This is a genomic window from Pandoraea pulmonicola (assembly GCF_000815105.2).
In the GTDB taxonomy this organism is placed as follows: Bacteria; Pseudomonadota; Gammaproteobacteria; order Burkholderiales; family Burkholderiaceae; genus Pandoraea; species Pandoraea pulmonicola.
Genome location: NZ_CP010310.2, coordinates 5368970 through 5387973, shown reverse-complemented (window position 1 = coordinate 5387973; position 19004 = coordinate 5368970). Strand labels below are relative to the sequence as shown.

14 protein-coding genes are annotated in these 19004 nt (G+C 62.3%); 6 read left to right on the top strand and 8 right to left on the bottom strand.

Going from position 1 to position 19004, the window contains the following annotated elements; genetic code table 11:
* Positions 1-525 precede the first annotated feature (525 nt).
* Positions 526-2583, bottom strand: a complete 2058-nt coding sequence (locus tag RO07_RS23210) for a hypothetical protein (protein ID WP_147284589.1) — start codon at positions 2581-2583, stop codon at positions 526-528.
* A 485-nt stretch (positions 2584-3068) separates the two neighbouring features.
* Here RO07_RS23210 and RO07_RS23200 point away from each other — a divergent pair, with 485 nt between their 5' ends.
* From RO07_RS23200 to RO07_RS26205, 5 genes are all read left to right on the top strand, one after another.
* Positions 3069-4208, top strand: a complete 1140-nt coding sequence (locus RO07_RS23200) for an NAD(P)/FAD-dependent oxidoreductase (protein ID WP_084072774.1) — start codon at positions 3069-3071, stop codon at positions 4206-4208.
* A gap of 47 nt (positions 4209-4255) precedes the next feature.
* On the top strand, positions 4256-4480 hold the full coding sequence (locus tag RO07_RS23195; protein WP_039413450.1) for a hypothetical protein: 225 nt from the start codon (positions 4256-4258) through the stop codon (positions 4478-4480).
* A gap of 8 nt (positions 4481-4488) precedes the next feature.
* Positions 4489-5211 carry an aspartate/glutamate racemase family protein gene (locus RO07_RS23190; protein WP_039406195.1) on the top strand — a complete coding sequence of 241 codons (723 nt, stop codon included), beginning with the start codon at positions 4489-4491 and terminating at the stop codon, positions 5209-5211.
* A gap of 66 nt (positions 5212-5277) precedes the next feature.
* Positions 5278-6075 carry a MetQ/NlpA family ABC transporter substrate-binding protein gene (locus RO07_RS23185; protein WP_052266839.1) on the top strand — a complete coding sequence of 266 codons (798 nt, stop codon included), beginning with the start codon at positions 5278-5280 and terminating at the stop codon, positions 6073-6075.
* Between the two features lie 407 nt (positions 6076-6482).
* Positions 6483-7727, top strand: coding sequence for a YncE family protein (locus RO07_RS26205; protein ID WP_147284590.1), 1245 nt, complete (start codon positions 6483-6485; stop codon positions 7725-7727).
* Positions 7728-7873: 146 nt separating this feature from the next.
* Here RO07_RS26205 and RO07_RS23175 read toward each other — a convergent pair whose 3' ends face one another.
* The 4 genes from RO07_RS23175 to exaC all read right to left on the bottom strand — a co-directional run bounded on the left by RO07_RS23175 (position 7874) and on the right by exaC (position 13936).
* Positions 7874-9301, bottom strand: a complete 1428-nt coding sequence (locus RO07_RS23175) for a mannose-1-phosphate guanylyltransferase/mannose-6-phosphate isomerase (RefSeq protein ID WP_039406191.1) — start codon at positions 9299-9301, stop codon at positions 7874-7876.
* Between the two features lie 551 nt (positions 9302-9852).
* Positions 9853-10878, bottom strand: coding sequence for an IS110 family RNA-guided transposase (locus RO07_RS23170; RefSeq protein ID WP_039405255.1), 1026 nt, complete (start codon positions 10876-10878; stop codon positions 9853-9855).
* Between the two features lie 194 nt (positions 10879-11072).
* Positions 11073-12221, bottom strand: coding sequence for an L-threonine dehydrogenase (gene yiaY, locus RO07_RS23165; protein WP_039406189.1), 1149 nt, complete (start codon positions 12219-12221; stop codon positions 11073-11075).
* Positions 12222-12415: 194 nt separating this feature from the next.
* Entirely contained in the window at positions 12416-13936 is a 1521-nt protein-coding gene (gene exaC / locus RO07_RS23160) for an acetaldehyde dehydrogenase ExaC (protein WP_039406187.1), read from the bottom strand.
* Between the two features lie 295 nt (positions 13937-14231).
* Between exaC and RO07_RS23155 the strand changes: the two genes are divergently transcribed.
* Entirely contained in the window at positions 14232-16160 is a 1929-nt protein-coding gene (locus RO07_RS23155; RefSeq protein WP_039406185.1) for a sigma-54-dependent Fis family transcriptional regulator, read from the top strand.
* Positions 16161-16177: 17 nt separating this feature from the next.
* On the opposite strand, the gene RO07_RS23150 is transcribed toward RO07_RS23155, so the two are convergent.
* From RO07_RS23150 to RO07_RS23140, 3 genes are all read right to left on the bottom strand, one after another.
* Positions 16178-16642: a CreA family protein gene (locus tag RO07_RS23150; protein ID WP_039406182.1), complete on the bottom strand. Its 465-nt coding sequence runs from the start codon at positions 16640-16642 to the stop codon at positions 16178-16180.
* Between the two features lie 219 nt (positions 16643-16861).
* Positions 16862-18292, bottom strand: a complete 1431-nt coding sequence (locus tag RO07_RS23145; protein ID WP_052266838.1) for a CsgG/HfaB family protein — start codon at positions 18290-18292, stop codon at positions 16862-16864.
* A gap of 21 nt (positions 18293-18313) precedes the next feature.
* The gene (locus RO07_RS23140) at positions 18314-18967 is read right to left on the bottom strand and encodes a hypothetical protein (protein WP_039406180.1); all 654 of its coding nucleotides are present in this window, start codon (positions 18965-18967) and stop codon (positions 18314-18316) included.
* Positions 18968-19004: the final 37 nt, after the last annotated feature.

The following is a 19004-nucleotide window of genomic DNA, read 5'->3' as shown; positions in this document are numbered from 1 at the left end:
GCCCGCCGCGCCAGGCCTTTGTTCAGGGATTCTGGCCGGAGGCTGCATGACAACAGCATCCCTTCCACGGCTCGCGTCCTGTGGCGCTGGACGCCTGTCCGTTCCACCGTTCGAGGTGATTGCCAGTGTTGCGAGCGAAAGTGGCCGTTGGGTCGAGCTCGACGGCATGTCGGTCTCTCCATCGGCCTGACGTACCCCGCGCACATTGGCAGCCAGCGCAGTAGGCGGCTGTCCGTTCTGTCGAGGTTGCGCCGACGTGGAGGCCGTCGCTGGGGATTGGGAGCGCGTGGCTCCAGTGCTGGGAACTTGACTCATGGCTTCTCACATGACAGAAATTTCTGGGATCGCAATTGACTGTCGCATGGTCTCGCCGTCTGCGCTTGCATGAATCGCTCACGCGGCGGGTAGCCTGGCTCACCGTTGACGATCATCTCGCCGATCACGCGATGGCATTCATTGCGCAGGCATTTGTCAGGAAAGTACGGTTGGTGTCCTAACATTCAACGGTCTTGGAAACACTGCCGTTCACGCTGGCCGTGCGCCAGCCTTGCGGAGGCGGTTCTCACCGAATTGGGTCAAGCTGCCGTCGGCACGAAGGTAATTGGTCAATGTCGCAGCCGGGACATTCTCCCGTCTGGCTATACCGTCGACTCCACCCGCAGCCTTGATCCCGGCTTTGCCGAGGTCCTTCCACCTCCGCAACATGGTGTCGGTGATCTTCGCTTTCTTATGCGGGTCGAGCCGGTCTTCGCCGAGTTGGGTCAAGCTGCCGTCCACACGAAGGTAATTGCTCAATGTTGCAGTCGGGACATTGGCACGCCTGGCTACGCCATCGAGTCCACCCTCGGCCTCGATCCCCGCTTTGCCGAGGTCCTTCCACGTCTGCAACATGACGTCGGTGACCTTCGCTCTTTTGGCCGGGTTAAGCCGGTCTTCCCCGCGCTGGGTCAGGCTACCGTCCGCACGAAGGTAGTTTCTCAGTAACACAACCGGGACATTGTTCCGCCTGGCCAGACTATCGAGCCCACCCGCGGCGTCAATCCCCGCTTGGCCGAGGTGTCTCCACGACTGCAACATGGCGTCGGTGATTTTCACTTTCCTGCGTCGGTTGAGCCGATCTTCGCCTTTCTGGGTCAGCCTGCCGTCCGTACGAAAGTAACTTCTCAGTGCCGTAGCGGGGACATTGCCCTGTCTGGCCAGACCGTCGACCCCACCTGCGGCCTCAATCTCCGCTTTGCCGAGGCCATTCCACGTCTGCAACATGGCGTCGGTGATCTTCGTTTTCCCACCCAGGTAGAGCCGGTCTTCGCCGATCTGGGTCAGGCTGCCGTCTGCACGAAGGTAACCTCTTAGCGCTACAGCCGAGACATTGGCCCGTCTGGCCAGACCGTCGAGCCCACCCGCGGCGTCAATCCCTGCCTGGCCGAGGTTTTTCCATGACTGCAACATGGCGTCGGTGATCCTCGTTTTTCCGTCCGGGTGGAGCCGGTCTTCACCGCGCTGGGTCAGGCTGCCGTCTGCACGAAGGTAGTGTTTCAGCGCTACAGTCGAGATATTGTGCCGTCTGGCCACACCGTCGAGCCCACCCACGGCCTCAATCCCTGCCTGGCCGAGGTGTCTCCACGACTGCAACATGGCATCGGTGACCTTCGTTTCTTTGTCCGGGTTGAGTCGATCTTCGCCGCGCTGGGTCAGCGTGCCGTTTGCACGAAGGTAACTTTTCAGTGTCCCGGCCACGACGTTGTATCGCCTGGCCAGACCGTCGAGCCCACCCGCGGCCTTAATCCCCGCTTTGCCGAGGGCCGCCCACGCCTGCAACATGGCGTCGGTGATCTTCGCTCTCTTGTCGGGGTTGAGTCGGTCTTCGCTTAACTGAGTCAGGCGGCCGTCTACACGGAGGTAATTTCTCAGTGTCGCAAGCGGGACATTGTGCAGCCTGGCCACACCGTCGAGCCCACCCGCGGCGTCAATCCCCCCTTTGCCGAGGTTTCTCCACGACTGCAACATGGCGTCGGTAATCTTCGCTCTCCCGCTCGACGCCATGCCGGGCTTCCATATGCCCTGCGGCCCCTGTCGAGTGACGGGCGGTGTTTCGGGGGGCGGTGATCGCCGCGTCGAATTCCACGTCATGTCGGGCTCCCATGTGCCTTGCAGCGCCTGTGGAATGAAGGGTGGTGTTTCGGGAGGCGGTGATCGCTGCGTCGAATTCCACGTCATGTCGAACTCCCACATGTCTTGCAGCGCCTGTGGAATGAAGGGTGGTGTTTCGGGAGGCGGTGGTCGCTGTGTCGAATTCCACGTCATGTCGGGCTCCCGTGTGCCTTGCAGCGCCTGTCGAATGATTGGCGGTGTTTCGGGAGGCAGCGGTTGTTGTGTCGCATTCCACGTCATGCCGGCCAATGCCTCGGCATTGACATCAGGCGCGAGTGTGCTGCATAGGTAGTCCGGAAACCCATCCAGCATTTGCGGTGTTTCGAGAGGTGGCGGTCGTTGCACCGGGCTCGACAGCATGCCGGCCAACGCTTCGGCATTGGCGTCGGGTGCGAGTGCGCTGTATTGGTAATCCAGAAGCCCATCCAGCATTTGCGGTGTTTCTGGAGGTAACGGTCGTTGTACCGAACTCGACGGCATGTCAGGCCGCCCCTCGGCTTGATGCACCACGCGCACGCTAGTTGCCAGCGCAGTAGGCGGCCTCGACATTGACGCCGTCACTGAGAACAGGGAGCGCGTGGCTCCAGTGCTGGAAACGCCATCCATGGCTTCACACGACAGAGATTTTTGCGATCAGCATTCACTGTCTCATGGTCTCGCCATCCGCGCTTGCATGAATCGCTCAGTGCGCAGCGTCCGTCGGCGGCACGCCCAAATCGAACTGCGGGTCAAGCATGCAACTGAATACGATCGAGGTCCGTCGCTTGATCTGTGCTTTCGGTGGAAGGTGATCGCGGACGTCGAACAAGTCCAGGCGCGTCGCGCCGTACAGAATTTGCTTATACGAAATCAGTGGTTCGCCTGGCGGAGTCACTACGATAGTCTGCAGCCATGTTCGAGCGACGGGACTGCCTTGGATGGTTCCCGTTTGCGCTGTAAGCTTCTGTCGGTCATTCGGAAACTCCGCCATGTATATCGTTGTCGGCGCCGGTGTCATTGGTGCTTCGGTCGCGTATTTCCTTTCTCGCGCCGGTGTTCCGGTGACGGTGTTCGACAGTGGCCGCATTGCAGGGGGGACCAGCAGTACTACGTTCGCCTGGGTAAATGCGCACAACAAGAAACCGCGGTCTTACCACGCCCTGAATGTCGCGGGCATGCAGGCGAATGCGGCTTTGCGCGATCAGTTCGAGTCCGCGCCGTGGTGGCACGGCGGCGGGACGCTGGAATGGGAGGGCGGCAATTCCGACACCTACCGACGCAAGGTCGCCACCCTGGAGGACTGGGGGTACCGCGTGCAATGGCTCGATCACGCGGGCGTACGCGAACTGGAGCCCGATATCGATGTCGATGCCATTGGCGAGGCGCCGGTGGCGTATTTCCCCGACGATGGCTGGATCGATCCCCCGGTGTACTGCCAGGCGCTGTTGACCGCCGCCCGCGAACGAGGCGCGCGCGTCGTAACCCACACCCGCGTGACGAGCCTGCTGCGAAGATCCGAGCGCATCGTGGGCGTGCGCACCGAAAGCGGCGAGGAATTCGGCGCCGACACAGTCGCCAACTGTACCGGCCGCTGGGCCGATCAGCCGGCGTTCGCCGCCATCCAGAAAATCCCGCTGATGCCTTCCGCCGGGCTGATGGTCTTCACACCGCCGCTGGCGCATGCCGTCAAGCGTGTGATCTTCTCCCCCGAGGTGCATATTCGCCCGGATGGCGCAGGACGTCTGCTGATCTGCCAAAACGATCTGGAAGTGCCGATCGGCAGTGACCCCTCACAGCATGCAAACGAGATACGGCGTCTGCTGCAGAAGGCAACCGGCGTCTTGCCGATGCTCAAGGGCGTGCGAGCCGAAGCGATACGTGTGGGCGTGCGAGCCCTGCCGGCCGATCAATACCCCGCCGTGGGGCCGGCGCGCAACGTCGAGGGCTTCTACAGCGCTGTCACCCACAGCGGCGTCACCCTCGCTCCGTTTCTCGGCGACGCCGTCGCCGACGAAATCCTCAATCGGGTGGCGCGACCTGAGCTGTCGACGTTCCGCCCGCAGCGTTTCGACGCCTGAATACCGATCCCCTCAAGCCCGATCCATCGCTCTCCGGAAGGAACCCAATGGCACGTATCCCACTGGCCGATCGCGCAGCGCTCGACCCCGAACGTCGGCACGCCTATGACGACGAGATGGCACGCGTCGGCCGCGTCACCAACATGAAGACCACCATCCTGCGTTCCCTGGCGGCGCACCGGGCCTATCACGGTTCCTATCCGATCAAGGCGGAATTGATCAGGCTGCTCGGAAAACGGGCGTTCAATGTCTACGCGTACGCGATCTCGTAGGAGCGACGATGAGCGAACAACACCAGCCGAAGACCTACTACGGTGTGAGCGTCGGCATTCTGATGGTGAAGACGCATTTCCGGCGCTACCTCGGCGACATCGGGCACGCGGGGACGTGGTCGTTCCCGGTGCAATACCGCATCGTCGAGGAGGCCGTGCCGGCCAGAATGACCGAACTGCACAACAGCAGTCTGCTGGAGCCTTTCGAGAAGGCGGCGCGCGAGCTGGTCGAAGCGGGCGTCGAAGGCATTACTACCACCTGCGGGTTCCTGTCCATCTACCAGCAGGAACTGGCCGATCACTGTGGCGTTCCCGTCGCGACCAGCGCCCTGCTGCAGGTTCCGATCGTCAAGCGGCTCATTGCCTCGGACAAACAGGTCGGCATTCTCACCTACAACGCCGAATCGCTGGGCGGAAAGTACCTGGAAGCCGTTGGTATCGACCCTGGGACGCCGGTGCTCGGCATGGCGCACGATTCGGAATTCGTACGCTCGATCAGGGAGGGCGACGACACTGTGCCTTATGCCACGCTGCGCGAGGAAGTGCTGGCGCTGGCGGGGCGTCTCGTAAAGGCGCACCCGAATGTGGGCGCAATCGTCCTGGAGTGCACCAACCTCGCCCCGTTTTCGGCCGATATCCAGGCCGCCTATGGGGTGCCGGTCTACGACACGGTGTCGCTCGTGAACTGGTTCCAGGCGGGATTGCGTCCCCGGCGGTTTGCGGTGCAATAGGTACGTCGCATCAAGTAGGAATCCAAATCTCTAGTCTCGACTCAATGCTTACTCCGGAAGATCATCGTGAACCTGCTTCGCTTCGCCAAGAAAAACCTGTTGTCTGTCGCGCTTTCCCTGACTTGCGCGGCGTCGGCTATCGCGGCGGACGCGCCGCTGCGCGTGGGCGCCTCGCCCGGGCCGTACAGCGACTTCCTGCAGGAGGCGGCCAAGATCGCCAATGCGCAGGGATTCCCCGTGAAGGTGATCGAATTCACCGAACCGACGCAGATCAACGAAGCGACCCAGGCCGGCGACATCGACCTGAACAACTTCCAGCACGTGCCGTACATGCTCAAGCAGAATGAGTCGCGTGGTTACAGGATCGTGTCGATCAAACCCAGCTACGTGGCGCCAGCCGGCATCTACTCGGCCAAGGTGAAGTCGCTGGATCGTCTGCCCGATCGCGCGAAGATCGCCATCACCAACGATCCTGCGAATGAGGCGCGCGCCTTGTTTCTGTTGCAGAAGGCGGGTCTGATCAAGCTCAAGACCGGAGCCGGCATCAATGTCGGTCTGGCCGACATCAGCGAGAACCCCAAGCATCTGAAGATTGTGCTGCTCGACGAGGTTCAGGTGCCCCGCGTGCTGGTCGACGTCGACGCCGGCGTCGTCAACCTCAACAAGGGCGTACTGGCCGGCCTCGATCCCAAGGATGCCCTGCTGCTGGAAGACAAGACGTCGCAGTGGGCGATCATCTGGGCCGCCCGCGCCGACCGCAAGGACGACCCGCGCATCGCGCGCTTCATCAAGATCTTCGAGTCCGACAAGATCAAGCAGCTAATCCTCGCCAAGTTCAACGGGACCGTTATCCCGTCCTGGTAAGCGGGAAATGCGTGGCCGGAGCGTCCGCGGCGGTGTGTTGGCCGACGAATCCGATCGCTACGAACATCCATTCGCAATCCTGTTGAGGATGCCCCCAGCCAAGTCGATTCACCTGGCCGCAATCGAGTACCGTTTGCTCGCACAGCCATCCATTACGACATACGCCTTGCCCGGGCACAACTGTCAACATCGACAGTTCCCGGGGCGAGGGAGGAAGGCGCACAATGCGGCTGCCCGCCGTGGGTTGCGAAGGAAATGCGTCATGAAATCGGGTTGGTGCCCAGGGATCAAAGCGCGGCGCCGCACGGCCGGAATGTGAATCACCGATATTCCAGTTCCGCAGATAGGAGAGAAGTCAGGCAAGCTGCCGGATAAATACGCGATCGGATCATCAAAGGAGCCACCTAATGTCCCGCCAATCCACGAACAAGGCACGCCGCATCGTCAAGAATTTAATCCCCGGACAAGTCATACCCGTTGGATCGGAGCCATGGGGAGTCGCGGTGGATGAAGTTAACCACACTGCATATATTGCCAATTCCGGCGAGACAACAATAACTCCCATCAATACGGATTCTCTTACTCCGGGACAGAAAATCAATTTAGCTTACGAGCCAGTTTGGTTGTTGCTCAACAAAGTCAACAGCACTTTATACGCTTTAAGCATTGATGGGTACATCACACCTATCAACACCAAGAACAACACACCTGGCACCAATATTAGCGTAGGTTTTGACCCGGAAAGCGTGGATGTAGACGAAAGGAATAATATATTATTCGTCGCCAATTACTTCGCATCACAGATACATTGCATTGACATGGCGACCGGAAAACCAACTCCGGGGTCCCCCATCTATCTATCCGTCAAGCCGGGTGACATAGCGGTCGACGAAACCAACGATACACTCTACGTCCTTTATGGAGAGGAGGATCCTCAAGGATATGTCCTTCCTCTGAGCGCCACGCCGCCATATGCCCCAAAGGGGAATCCGATTCCAATAGGAGTAGCCCCTTGGGCGATGGTGTTCGACAAGACAAATCAGCTGCTGTACGTGGGAATCGACAACGACGAAATCTCCATCGTTTATACCAGTGACAATACATCATCCATAGGTTCCTTGGACGTTCCGAAAAGTCCGGTGGGTCGTATAAGCTGTATGGCGGTCGACGAAGCGTATCAAATTTTGTATGTCATTTACCAAGACAACGCTTTCAAATCATTTTTATACGCCATCAAGACAGATACGAACTATGCGAGCCTACCGGCATATGTTGGAGATTTATCGGATGGGATCGCGGTGGATCAAAAATCACACACAATATGGACGACGAGTATCAAAGATAATACAACGACTCCAGTTCAGATAAATTTTGCAAAGGTGGTGATTTCTGCGCCGCAGGCTGGTGGCCATGTCCCCCCGGGACAAGTGCTTTTTTCTGGATCTGGAGAGCCTGGCGCAATGATTCGCATTCGGCTCATTGCACGTGAGTCGGCGGTGGCCATGAATCTTCCCCCGGTGATCGTCGGGAGAGACGGCTTGTGGCGGACAACGGCGCGGATCGCAACGCCAGGAAAGTACAGCGCGGTTGCCCTGCAATCCGTGGGAAGCGTGCCGACGTTGCAGTGCACCATGAACTTCACCGTGGCTTGAACCGCGACGAGCCGGTTCGACACGGCAACAACTTTTTCGGCTCGCCGCCGCTGCCCAACGTCCATGGCCAGTGCTTTTCGACTGAAGACATCGACAATTGTCCGTGCGCTGAGCCGCGTGCGATCGGCCAGCAGGATGCGGCGGGATCAGCCAGACCCCCGCCCATACCGATCGTCGAACCGCACGATATCGTCCTCGCCCAGATAGGCGCCTGACTGCACTTCGATAAGCTCGAGCGGAATCTTGCCGGGATTGGCGAGGCGGTGCTTCACGCCCAGCGGGATATAGGTCGATTGGTCTTCCGTCAGCAGGACGACGTCGTCCCCGTTGGTGACTTGCGCCGTGCCTCTGACCACCACCCAGTGTTCCGCGCGATGGTGGTGCATCTGCAGGCTGAGCTGCGCGCCCGGATTCACGACGATGCGTTTGACCTGGAACCGGTCGCCTTCGTCGATACCTTCGTACGAGCCCCAGGGCCGCGCAACGCGTCGATGCGTCACGGACTCCTTGCGGCCCGAGCGATTGAGCGTTTCGACGATCTTCTTGACGTCCTGCGCCTTGTCGCGGTGGACGACCAATACCGCGTCCGCCGTTTCGACGACGATCAGATCCTCCACGCCAATTACCGCCAGCATCCGGTGTTCGGCGCGCAAGTATGAATTCGACACCGATTCCACCAGAACGTCGCCGATGAGCGCGTTGCCGTTCTCGTCGCGTTCGGCGAGATCGGCGAGCGCCGTCCAGGAGCCGATGTCGTTCCAGCCAAGGTCGTTCGTGACGACCACCGCCGCGCGGTCCGTTTTTTCCATGACGGCGTAGTCGATCGAAACGCTGGGGCAGGCCGAGAACGAAGCCGCATCGAGCCGCAGGAAATCGTTGTCCTGTTGCGCTTGCGAGAGCGACAACTCGCTCTGCCGGGCGACGTCGGGCGCATGGCGTCTGAGCTCGTCGAGGTAAGTCCCCGCATTGAGCAGGAACATCCCGCTGTTCCAGTCGTAACCCCCATCCTGGACAAACGCCGCAGCGGTTTGCATGTCGGGCTTCTCGACGAAGGCGTCGATGACGAACGCGTTCGGATTGCCGCCAATCGGCGCGCCTCGCCGGATATAGCCGTATCCCGTGTGGGGTTGCGTCGGCGCGACGCCGAAGGTAACCAGACGTCCGTCGGCCGCGATGACAGTCGCTGCGCGCACGGCTCGCGCAAATGCCGCTTCGTTCTGGATCACGTGATCCGAAGGCAGCACCATCAGCAGGGCATCGGGGTCTCGCCGCACCGCGATCGATGCCGCGACCGCAATGGCCGGTGCGGTATTGCGGCCATGAGGTTCGAGCACGATCGAGAGCGGCTCGACGCCCGATTCGCGAAGCTGCTCCGCGACCTGGAACCGCTGATCGTTGCTGGCAATGACAATGGGGGCCGTGACGTCCGGAATCGCGTGCAGACGCGCCACGGTCTGTTGAAGCAGCGTCCGATCGCCCAGGAGCTTCAGATACTGTTTCGGGTTCCCGCCGCGCGACATTGGCCAAAGACGCGTACCGCTTCCGCCGCAGAGGACTACCGGATAGATGTTCATTTTCGGGTGGCTCAAAAATACTGGTCGTTGGAGCTGATACTCGATTCGTTTTGTCTTGTGTGGCGCCCGCATGTTGCACCCGTGTGTCAGCATCATGTTCCGTGTCACATGACGTACGGGGTGTAAGCCGCAAATATAGCGGATCGGGCAACGATGTGCGCGCTTCCGGTATTTTCCGCATTGGCGCGAGCGCGGACGTGCGGCGGCGCGAACGAATCGGCATCAGGGCAACCGACGGGGTACCGCAGCGGCAAATAGGTCATTCAACGCCTTTCGGCATCAAAAAAACAAAATCTATGGTCACCCCCATTTTTGCAAGACTGATTTGATGCAGTGTTTGGCTTGCCTAAATCTATCCGGCGTCGATGTGGGGAGTTTCTCCCCGCGCCACGATGAGAGTCGCGCCTGACACTCCTAAAAAGCCCCTCGGCTTCAAGAGCCAATTGTTTTATCAGGTTGTTCGTCAGGCCGGTGTGCCGTTCACGTCATCCAATTTCAGTCGTCGCAAAACCAGGTGGGTGTTTCTCGGAAAATAGTTAGGGAGTAGGCGCTCAAGTTGGCATGGCGCTCGGCCTCGCATCGAATATCGTGTTGTGTGTGGCCAGCGCCCATGCGGTTCGTGCCAGCTTGTTCGCTAGCGCACAGGCCACTACGTTCGAATGCCTACGTGTGAGCATCGCGCGCACCCAGTCGGCGAGGCGGCCTGTCTGACGTTCCAGCCGCTGCATATATGCTCGGGCGCACTGCACTAACAAACGCCGCAAGTTCTTATCTCCACGCTTGCTTATACCCAGCAAAGTCGCACGGCCGCCCGTGCTGTACTGGCGTGGCACAAGCCCTGTGGCTGCGGCAAAATCGCGGCTGCATGCGTATTGCTTGCCATCGCCCATCTCAGCGGCCAACACGCTGGCGGTGATCGGTCCAACACCGGGGATGCTCAGCAGACGTTGCCCCAGATCGTCCTCGGCAAGTTGGCGCGTCAGCTCCTTTTCGATTTCACAGATTTGCTCACAAAGGTACTTGTGGTGAGCGTGTAATCGCTCGAGCACAGCGATAAGCCGTGGCGGCAGCGAATACTCGGCCAACACCGCAGGCAAACGCCTGATGACTGCCTGACCGATCGGCAGGCTGATGCCGAATTCGAGCAAAAACCCATGGAGTTGGTTAATCGTCTTGGTCCGATCCCGAATCAGCGATTCGCGCACCCGATGCAATGCCCCGAGCGTCTGCTGCGATTCGGTCTTTGGTGTCACAAACCGCATGGCCGGACGAGATGCCGCCTCGCAAATCGCCTCGGCATCCACGAAGTCGTTTTTGTTGCTTTTGACGAAAGGCCGCACGAATTGCGGCGAGATGAGCCTGACTTGATGCCCAAAGCCCGCAAGTTGCCGGGCCATATGATGGGCTCCGGCGCACGCCTCCATGACCACCGTGCAAGCATGAAATGTCGCGAAAAACTCGACCAGTTGCTTGCGACTCACCCTCTTGCGAAACACGGCTTTGCCTTGCCGATCCTGCCCATGAAGGTGAAACGTATGCTTGCCTAGATCGATTCCTACCAGCGTCACGGTTTGCATGATGGCCCTCCAAAATGAAAACACCCTACCGCGTTACCCGCGTGTAGGGTGGGGGTGACCATCTCATTAGCCCCTCAGACCCCGGATCCGAATCCAGTGCCTGAGGGGCAATGCGTCAATCTCAAACTACTGTCGATTCCACGTTCGCACCGCGTCGCAGCGCGCCGGTCACCGTGGCCGATCAACCCACGCGATCAGAACGCCCGCCGGAAAATTTCCTCGATCTCGGCTTGTTCGGCTCGCCGCGGATTCGTGAACCCGCACGCGTCCTGCATCGCATTTGCCGCGAGCGTCGGAATATCCTCCAGCTTCGCACCGAGTTCGGTCAGACCTGCCGGAATGCCGATGTCCTTCGACAGTCGGCGAATGGCGGCAATCGCGACCTTGGCGCCTTCGTCGTCGCTCAGTCCATCGACCTTTTCTCCCATTGCCTGAGCGATGTCCTTCAGCCGCCCCGCGCTCACGCTGGCGTTGAACTCCTCCACGTGCGGCAGCAGCACGGCGTTACACACCCCGTGCGGCAGATCGTAGAAGCCGCCGAGCTGGTGCGCCATCGCGTGGACATAGCCGAGCGACGCGTTGTTGAACGCCATCCCCGCGAGGAACTGCGCGTACGCCATGTTCTCGCGCGCCGTCATGTCGTCACCGTGCGACACCGCGCGTCGCAGGTTCTGCGCGATCAGCGTCACCGCCTTCAACGCACATGCATCGGTAATCGGCGTCGCCGCGGTCGACACATACGCCTCGGTCGCGTGAGTGAGGGCGTCCATGCCGGTGGCCGCCGTGAGTCCCTTGGGCATTGCCGCCATCAATGCCGGATCGTTCACGGACAACAGCGGCGTCACGTTCCGGTCGACGATCGCCATCTTCACGTGGCGCTTTTCGTCCGTGATGATGCAAAAACGCGTCATCTCGCTCGCGGTTCCGGCGGTCGTGTTGATGGCGACGAGCGGCAACTGGGGCTTCTTCGAACGATCGACGCCTTCGTAGTCCGCAATCTTCCCGCCGTTGGCCGCACACAGCGCAATGCCCTTCGCGCAGTCGTGCGGCGAACCGCCACCGAGCGAGATCACGAAGTCGCATTGATGCTGCTGGAGCATCGCGAGCCCGGCTTCGACGTTGCCGACCGTCGGGTTCGGCTTCGCGCCATCGAAAGTCACCGACTGAATGTCCTGCTGCGCCAGCAGCTTCGCCACCTTCTCGGCCACACCGGCCTTGGCGAGCCCGGCGTCGGTCACGATCAACGCGCGACGGAAGTGGTACTGCCGCAGGGCGGCGATCGCCTCGTCGAGACTGCCGATGCCCATCATGTTGACGGCCGGGATGAAGAAAGTCGTGCTCATGGTCATGCTCCTTATCGGTTTTGTGGAGGATGCACCGTCCCGCGCGTCGGGCGCTTCGGCGCCGGACGCGATTCGGTGACGATGTCACGATTCATTGCAGATGCTGAGGACAGCATCGCACCCGAAGCGCGATACGTCCTTGACCTGCTGCAAACTCGGTGTCGAATAGAGGGTGGAGGGTGAAGAAGGGGCGCTCAGAAAAAGCCGAGCGGATGGGTGTCGTAGCTCACCAGCAGGTTCTTCGTTTGCTGATAGTGATCGAGCATCATCTTGTGCGTCTCGCGACCAATGCCGGACTTCTTGTAGCCGCCGAAGGCCGCATGCGCCGGATAAAGGTGATAGCAGTTCGTCCATACTCGCCCGGCCTGGATCGCACGGCCAACGCGATAGGCGCGATTGATGTCGCGGGACCACACGCCCGCGCCAAGACCGAACTCGGTGTCGTTGGCGATCGCCAGCGCTTCGGCTTCGTCGCGGAACGTCGTCACGCCGACGACCGGCCCGAAGATCTCTTCCTGGAACACGCGCATGCGATTCTCGCCCTTGAGCAGCGTGGGCTGGATGTAGAAGCCCGAGGCGAGCGGACCGTCCAGCTTCTCGATGCCGCCGCCGGTGAGCACCTGCGCGCCTTCCTTGCGAGCGAGATCGAGATACGTGAGGATCTTGTCGAACTGCTGCTGCGATGCCTGCGCGCCGACTGCCGTTTCCGTGTCCAGCGGATCGCCGCGCTTGATGCGCGCCACGCGCGCCATCACGACCTCCATGAACGGTTCGTAGATCGACTCCTGCACGAGTGCGCGCGACGGACACGTACACACTTCGCCCTGGTTCAGGAAGCCCAGCACGAGCCCCTCGGCGGCCTTCTCGATGAATTCCGGCTCGGCGCGCATGATGTCGTCGAAGAAGAGGTTCGGCGACTTGCCGCCGAGTTCCACCGTGCTTGGAATCAGGTTGGCCGCGGCCTTGGACAGGATCTGTCCGCCCACGGGCGTCGATCCCGTGAAGGCGATCTTCGCGATGCGGCGGCTTGTGGCGAGCGCTTCGCCGGCTTCTCTGCCATAACCCTGGACGATGTTGAGTACGCCCGGGGGCAGCAGATCGCCGACCAACTCGGCGAACAGCGTGATCGTCAGCGGCGTCTGCTCGGCCGGTTTGAGCACCACGCAGTTGCCTGCCGCGAGCGCCGGCGCGAGCTTCCACGCGGCCATCAGCAAGGGGAAATTCCACGGAATGATCTGACCGACGACACCCAGCGGTTCGTGGAAATGATAGGCCGCGGTGTGCTCGTCGATCTCCGCCGCCGTGCCTTCCTGCGCACGGATGCAGCCGGCGAAGTAGCGGAAATGATCGATGGCGAGAGGCAGGTCGGCGGCGAGCGTTTCACGCACCGCCTTGCCGTTGTCCCACGTCTCGGCCACGGCGAAGCGCTCGAGATGGTCTTCGAGGCGATCGGCGATCTGCAACAGAATGCGCGAGCGTGCCTGCACCGACGTCCTGCCCCACTTGGCCGCCGCCGCGTGCGCCGCGTCGAGGGCCAGTTCGATGTCGGCGCTGCCGGAGCGGGGAAACTCCCCGATGACGCCTCCGGTGACCGGCGACGTATTGGTGAAGTAGCGTCCTTCCACCGGCGGGACGAACTTGCCGCCGATGTAGTTTTCGTAACGGGGTTGCAGGGACAGCAGGGCACCGGGCGTGCCGGGTGGGGCGTATCGCATGTCGTGTCTCCGGATATTGTCGTGTCGGTGGCGCATCGGCCACGCGAGACCGGTAAGCAATTCGCGGGCCACCCGCGCCGAATGCCGTCTGGACGGACATCGCCGCTGCATGCGGGCAAGCAACGTGTATCGAATCCGTGACAGGTGTGTCACCACCCGTGACACCGCCTGTCCCAGGCGTGAGACAGGCAATCGCCGCGCGCTGCGCGATTGATTTCCCGCATTGCGTTCCTCCCCGGCATGGGAGATGCTTCGGGGAACGACTACGAGACCATCCGGCAGGGGGAGACGACCAATGCCAGCGACTCCAGAATTCGCGCACGCACGCCGCGTGTTGAACGTTGTTCAGGGCGACATGACGTCTGCCGTCGCGGCGACGGACCCGAACATCGCCAGTTCGTGGCGCCGCTGCTTCGACGAGCATGCGCTCGACCCGGGCGCACGCATGGCGCCACGCGTGCTCGAGTCGACGCAACTTCGCGAGCGGCGCAATGCCATGGAACGTCTGCGTCACGTGTCGATGCCCGTGCTCGAACGCCTGCAACGCCAACTGACGCATCCCGACCAGGCCGTGCTGCTCACCGGCCCCGACGGCGTGATCGTCGATTCGCGCCTGCACGAGCGCTCGCGCGATGCGTTTCATCGCGCCGGCCTGTGGCCGGGGGCGGACTGGAGCGAGTCGTGCGAAGGCACCAACGGTATCGGCACTTGCGTGGTCGAACGCGCGCCGGTGATCATTTGCCAGCAGGATCACTTCCGTGCGCTGCACACGCCGCTCACCTGTACCGCGAGTCCGGTGTTCGCGCCGCAGGGCGAATTGCTCGCCGTCATCGACGTGTCGTCCACGAGCGCCGACGTCACCCGGCAGAGCCAGTTCCATACGCTCGCCCTCGTGAATCTCAGCGCCAAGGTCGTGGAGAGCGAGTATTTCTTTCAGCAATATCGCGACGAGTGGCTGCTGCAATTGCAGGAGCAGGCGGATCACCTCGGCGGTTTCGCGCAGGCGCTGATCGCCTTCGACGACACGGGACGCGTGCTCGCCGCGAACCAGAGCGCCCTCAATCGTCTTGGCATCGCGCGCGACGAGATCGTCGGCTCGCGCATCGATCGATGGTTCGCGCCCACGCTCGATTCTCTCTTCGCGCAAGGACATCCCGCACCGAGCACCTGCTGGCCGATTCGCACCCACACGAGCGAACTGTTGCTCGCCATGGTGCGAGCGCCCGCGCGTGCGGCAATCCGTGCGACGCGTCGCACCGACGGTCTCCCGGACGCCGCGGCGCAAGCGGTGGCGAAACCGTTTGCGGACCCGGCGCTCGCGCAAGCGTTTTCGCGCGCCTGCCGCGTATTCGCGCACGACGTTCCCGTACTCATCCGCGGGGAAACCGGCAGTGGCAAGGAAGTCTTCGCGCGCGCGGTGCATGCGGCGAGTGCTCGCGCGAACGGCCCGTTCGTCGCCCTCAATTGCGCGGCGATTCCCGAATCGCTGATCGAGAGCGAGTTGTTCGGCTACGTCGGCGGCAGCTTCACCGGGGCGCGCAAGGAGGGGATGAACGGCAAGCTGTGGCAGGCCAACGGCGGCACGTTATTTCTCGACGAGATCGGCGATATGCCGTTCGCCATGCAGACGCGGCTGCTGCGCGTGCTGGAGGAGCGGATGGTGGTGCCACTGGGCGGCGGCGAGCCGGTGCCGCTCGACATCCGCATTCTCAGCGCGACGCATCGCGATTTGTCGGAACGCATCGCGGAGCGGCAATTCCGCGAGGATCTGTTCTACCGGCTGAGCGGTCTGGAGGTCAACATACCGCCATTGCGCGAGCGCGAGGACAAGATCGACCTGATTCAACGGTTGTTGTCACAGGCGCGGACGGACGGCTCGCTCAGTGTGACGCCAGCGGTACAGGATCGGCTGTGTGCCTATGCCTGGCCGGGCAACGTGCGTCAGATGCGCAGCGTCATCCGCACGCTCGTGGCGCTTTGCGAGAGCGGTGTCGTCACGCTGGAGGATCTGCCGGACGAATTGCGCGAGGCCGATGCCTCGCCGCCGGGGACCGACGCGCCGACGGTGAGCGCGGATGCGCCGCTGGAACTGGCCGAACGTCAGGCGCTGCGCGCGGCGCTCGACGCCTGCCAGGGGCAGGTGAGCGCCGCGGCCCGCAAGCTCGGCGTGAGCCGCAACACGCTCTACCGGAAGCTGAAGCGATTCGGTTTGCTGCGCGCCTGACTCCCGCCGGTCGGCGACTATTTCGAGGGAATCGGCGTGGCGCGGTCGATGGGCACGGCGGTCACGCTGTTCTGGGGCGAACCGTCGATGAGCTTGTCGGAATACGTCAGGTAGACGAGCGTGTTGCGCGCCTTGTCGACCATGCGCACGACGCGCAGTTTCTTGAAGAGCGGCGACAGACCTTCCGAGAAGACTTCCTCTTCCTGGGGAAGCGGTTTGCCGAAGGCGACCGGTCCCACCTGACGGCAGGCGATCGACGCTTCCGCCTTGTCCTCGGCCAGCCCGACCATGCCCTTGATGCCGCCTGTCTTGGCGCGTGAAACGTAGCACGTGATGCCCTGCACCTTCGGGTCGTCGTAGGCGTCCACGACGATCTTGTGATCCGGTCCCAACAGCTTGAATGCGGTGCTGACGTCGCCGATCTTCTCGGCATGCGCCCAGCTCGCGGTGACCATCAACGCCAGCGCAACGATTGTCTTCATGAGGATGTCCCGTCAAAGGCTGCGGCATGCTGCCGCGCGATGCGGATTCTACTCGCGTCGCGTGATGTTCGCGTGAGGGCAATAGGGCGATAGAGCGATAGGGCGAGGCTGGGGAAGGCAACACCGTTGCGTCGACCGGACAGTCAAAAAAAGAAAACCGCCGTCCCTGGCGGGGCGGCGGTTCTCAACGCATCGACTCGGACTAGGCGCGCAGACGGTTTACCACTTGTCGTCCTGGGCGCTCGCCGGGGCGGCCTGGCCGCCGCCCGATGGTGCGCTCTTCCTGGGGGCCTTCGCGGCCGGCGCCGGTTGCGAGCCTTGCGCCGCGACCTGGGTATCGCCGCGGGCGCTCGCCTGTGCCGGCTTGCCCGCGATCTCGCCGCGCACCTGGAGTCCGGCGATCGGCAGCGTATCGAGATTCAGATTGCCGCGAACGTTGTCGAGGTGGCCATACGAGAGATTCTGCGTCACCCGCTCGACCACCAGTTCGCAGCACGGGTTCTCGGCGCGTCCGAGACTTTGCCCCGTTTGCGGATCCTTGAACTCGTTGCCCAGCGCGACGACCGCGTAGCGGCCGCCTTCGCGCAACGCCTGACCGCCCTGGCTGACCACCACGTTGGTGTCGTCGCGCGAGATGACCGTGATCGGGAACGTCGCCTGCAGGATGGCGCTGACGATGGCCTTGCTGGCCTGGTCGGTCATGTCGGTCAGAATGCGCTGGCTGTCCACGCCGGTGCCGAGCGTCGTCGGTGCCGTTGCCGGCAGCGTGGCGCTCAGGCTGCTTGCGGCCGAGACCTGGCGCGTCGCCACGTTCACCATCTTCTGCGACAGTGCCCAACCGCCCGAATAACTCACGAGCTCGCGATCGCTGGTGCGCAACTGACGCGCATGCCGCGTGTAGTTGAACGCGCTCACACGCGCACTCCACACGAGGTCGGCGCTCGCGGCCTGGGAGAGCTTCGCCAGTTCGGCGCTCGGCGCCTGGCCGGACGTGATCATGTCGAGCTCCTGCTCGATCTCGGGGCTCATCTCGCGATCGAGCACGGCGAAGCGGCCCGTCTGCACGAGAGCGTCGCTCACGCGTTGGCGCAGCGTTGCCGCGACCTGGCGCGACGGCACGCTGGCGTCGCCCATCGGCAGCGTCGCCTGTGCGAACACGACGGGGCCGACCACGACCTTGAGCTTCTGCATGTCGGCCGACGGTTTGAACTTCGCGATGTCGGCCTCGATGGTGGCCTTGTAGCGCTTCGTCAACACTCCCGGTTCGTCGAGACTCACCACGCGCAAACGTTGAATGACGCCGCCCGAGCGCTGCGCCACCACTTCGGCGAAAGCGCTTGCGCGCAGCGACGCCGAGTCCTGATTGAGACTGACGTCGAGCCCATACTTGGCCGCCACGCTCTCCGACTGCATGACGGCGCCGTTGACCTGCAGGAGCGCGACCTTCATGGCCTCGAGCATGGCTTCTCCGGCCGTATTGCCGAAACCGGTGGCGGTCGTCTTCTCCGACTCGACCTTGCCCACATCGGGGACCGGCGCCGCGGCGCTCGGCGCGGAGGCGGTGGCTTGGGGCGGCTCGGCTGCCTTTTGCGAGCAGCCGGCAATAAAAAAGAGGGCCGCGAGGGCCCCCGTGAGCGAGTTACGCATCATGTCGTTGTTCTGTGGTCCGGCTTACAGCGCGGCGAGTGCCTTGGTGGCGTCCGACGGCACTTCGATGCCATTGCTGCGTGCGAAGTCGACGGCGTTCTTGAGTGCCTTGCCGGCTTCGGTCACCGAGCCCGGGAAGTTCGACACCACGTAAGCGGCGCCGCCCAGCGAAGTCAGCGCCATCGGCGAGGCGCTCTTCATGTTGTTGCCCATCGACGTGACGTCGTTACGCATGCCGACGTAGTGCACCAGGCCGAGCGCCAGATGGCCGAGGCCCTGCGCGAAGGTCTTCTTCGATGCATCGTCGAGCACCGGCTTTTCCTTGAGCTTGGCCGCGATGGCGCCGCTCGTGTCGCCCACGGCCGTGGCAGCCTTCGACGCCGCGGCCTTGTCGTCGGTGGCGCCCGACTTCAGTTGCGCGATCACGGCTTCGGCCTGTTCGGCCTGCGTCTTCAGGCCCAGCGCTTCGCCCATCTTGGCGTTGGCGTTGAGCACGTCGACGTTGGCGGCGACGTAGTTCTTCACCAGGGCCGCTTGCTGGCCGGAAAGATCGGCCGAGCCTTCGCTCGACTTGCTGCCACCGCCCACGAGGCTGGTCAGGCCGCCCAGTTGAGCGAACGAGGCACCGGAGGCGCCGACCAGAGCGGCGGCGACGGCACAAGCGATGATTTTCTTCATGATCTGCTTTCTCTTCTTCAGGAGGGAGGGTAAGTCG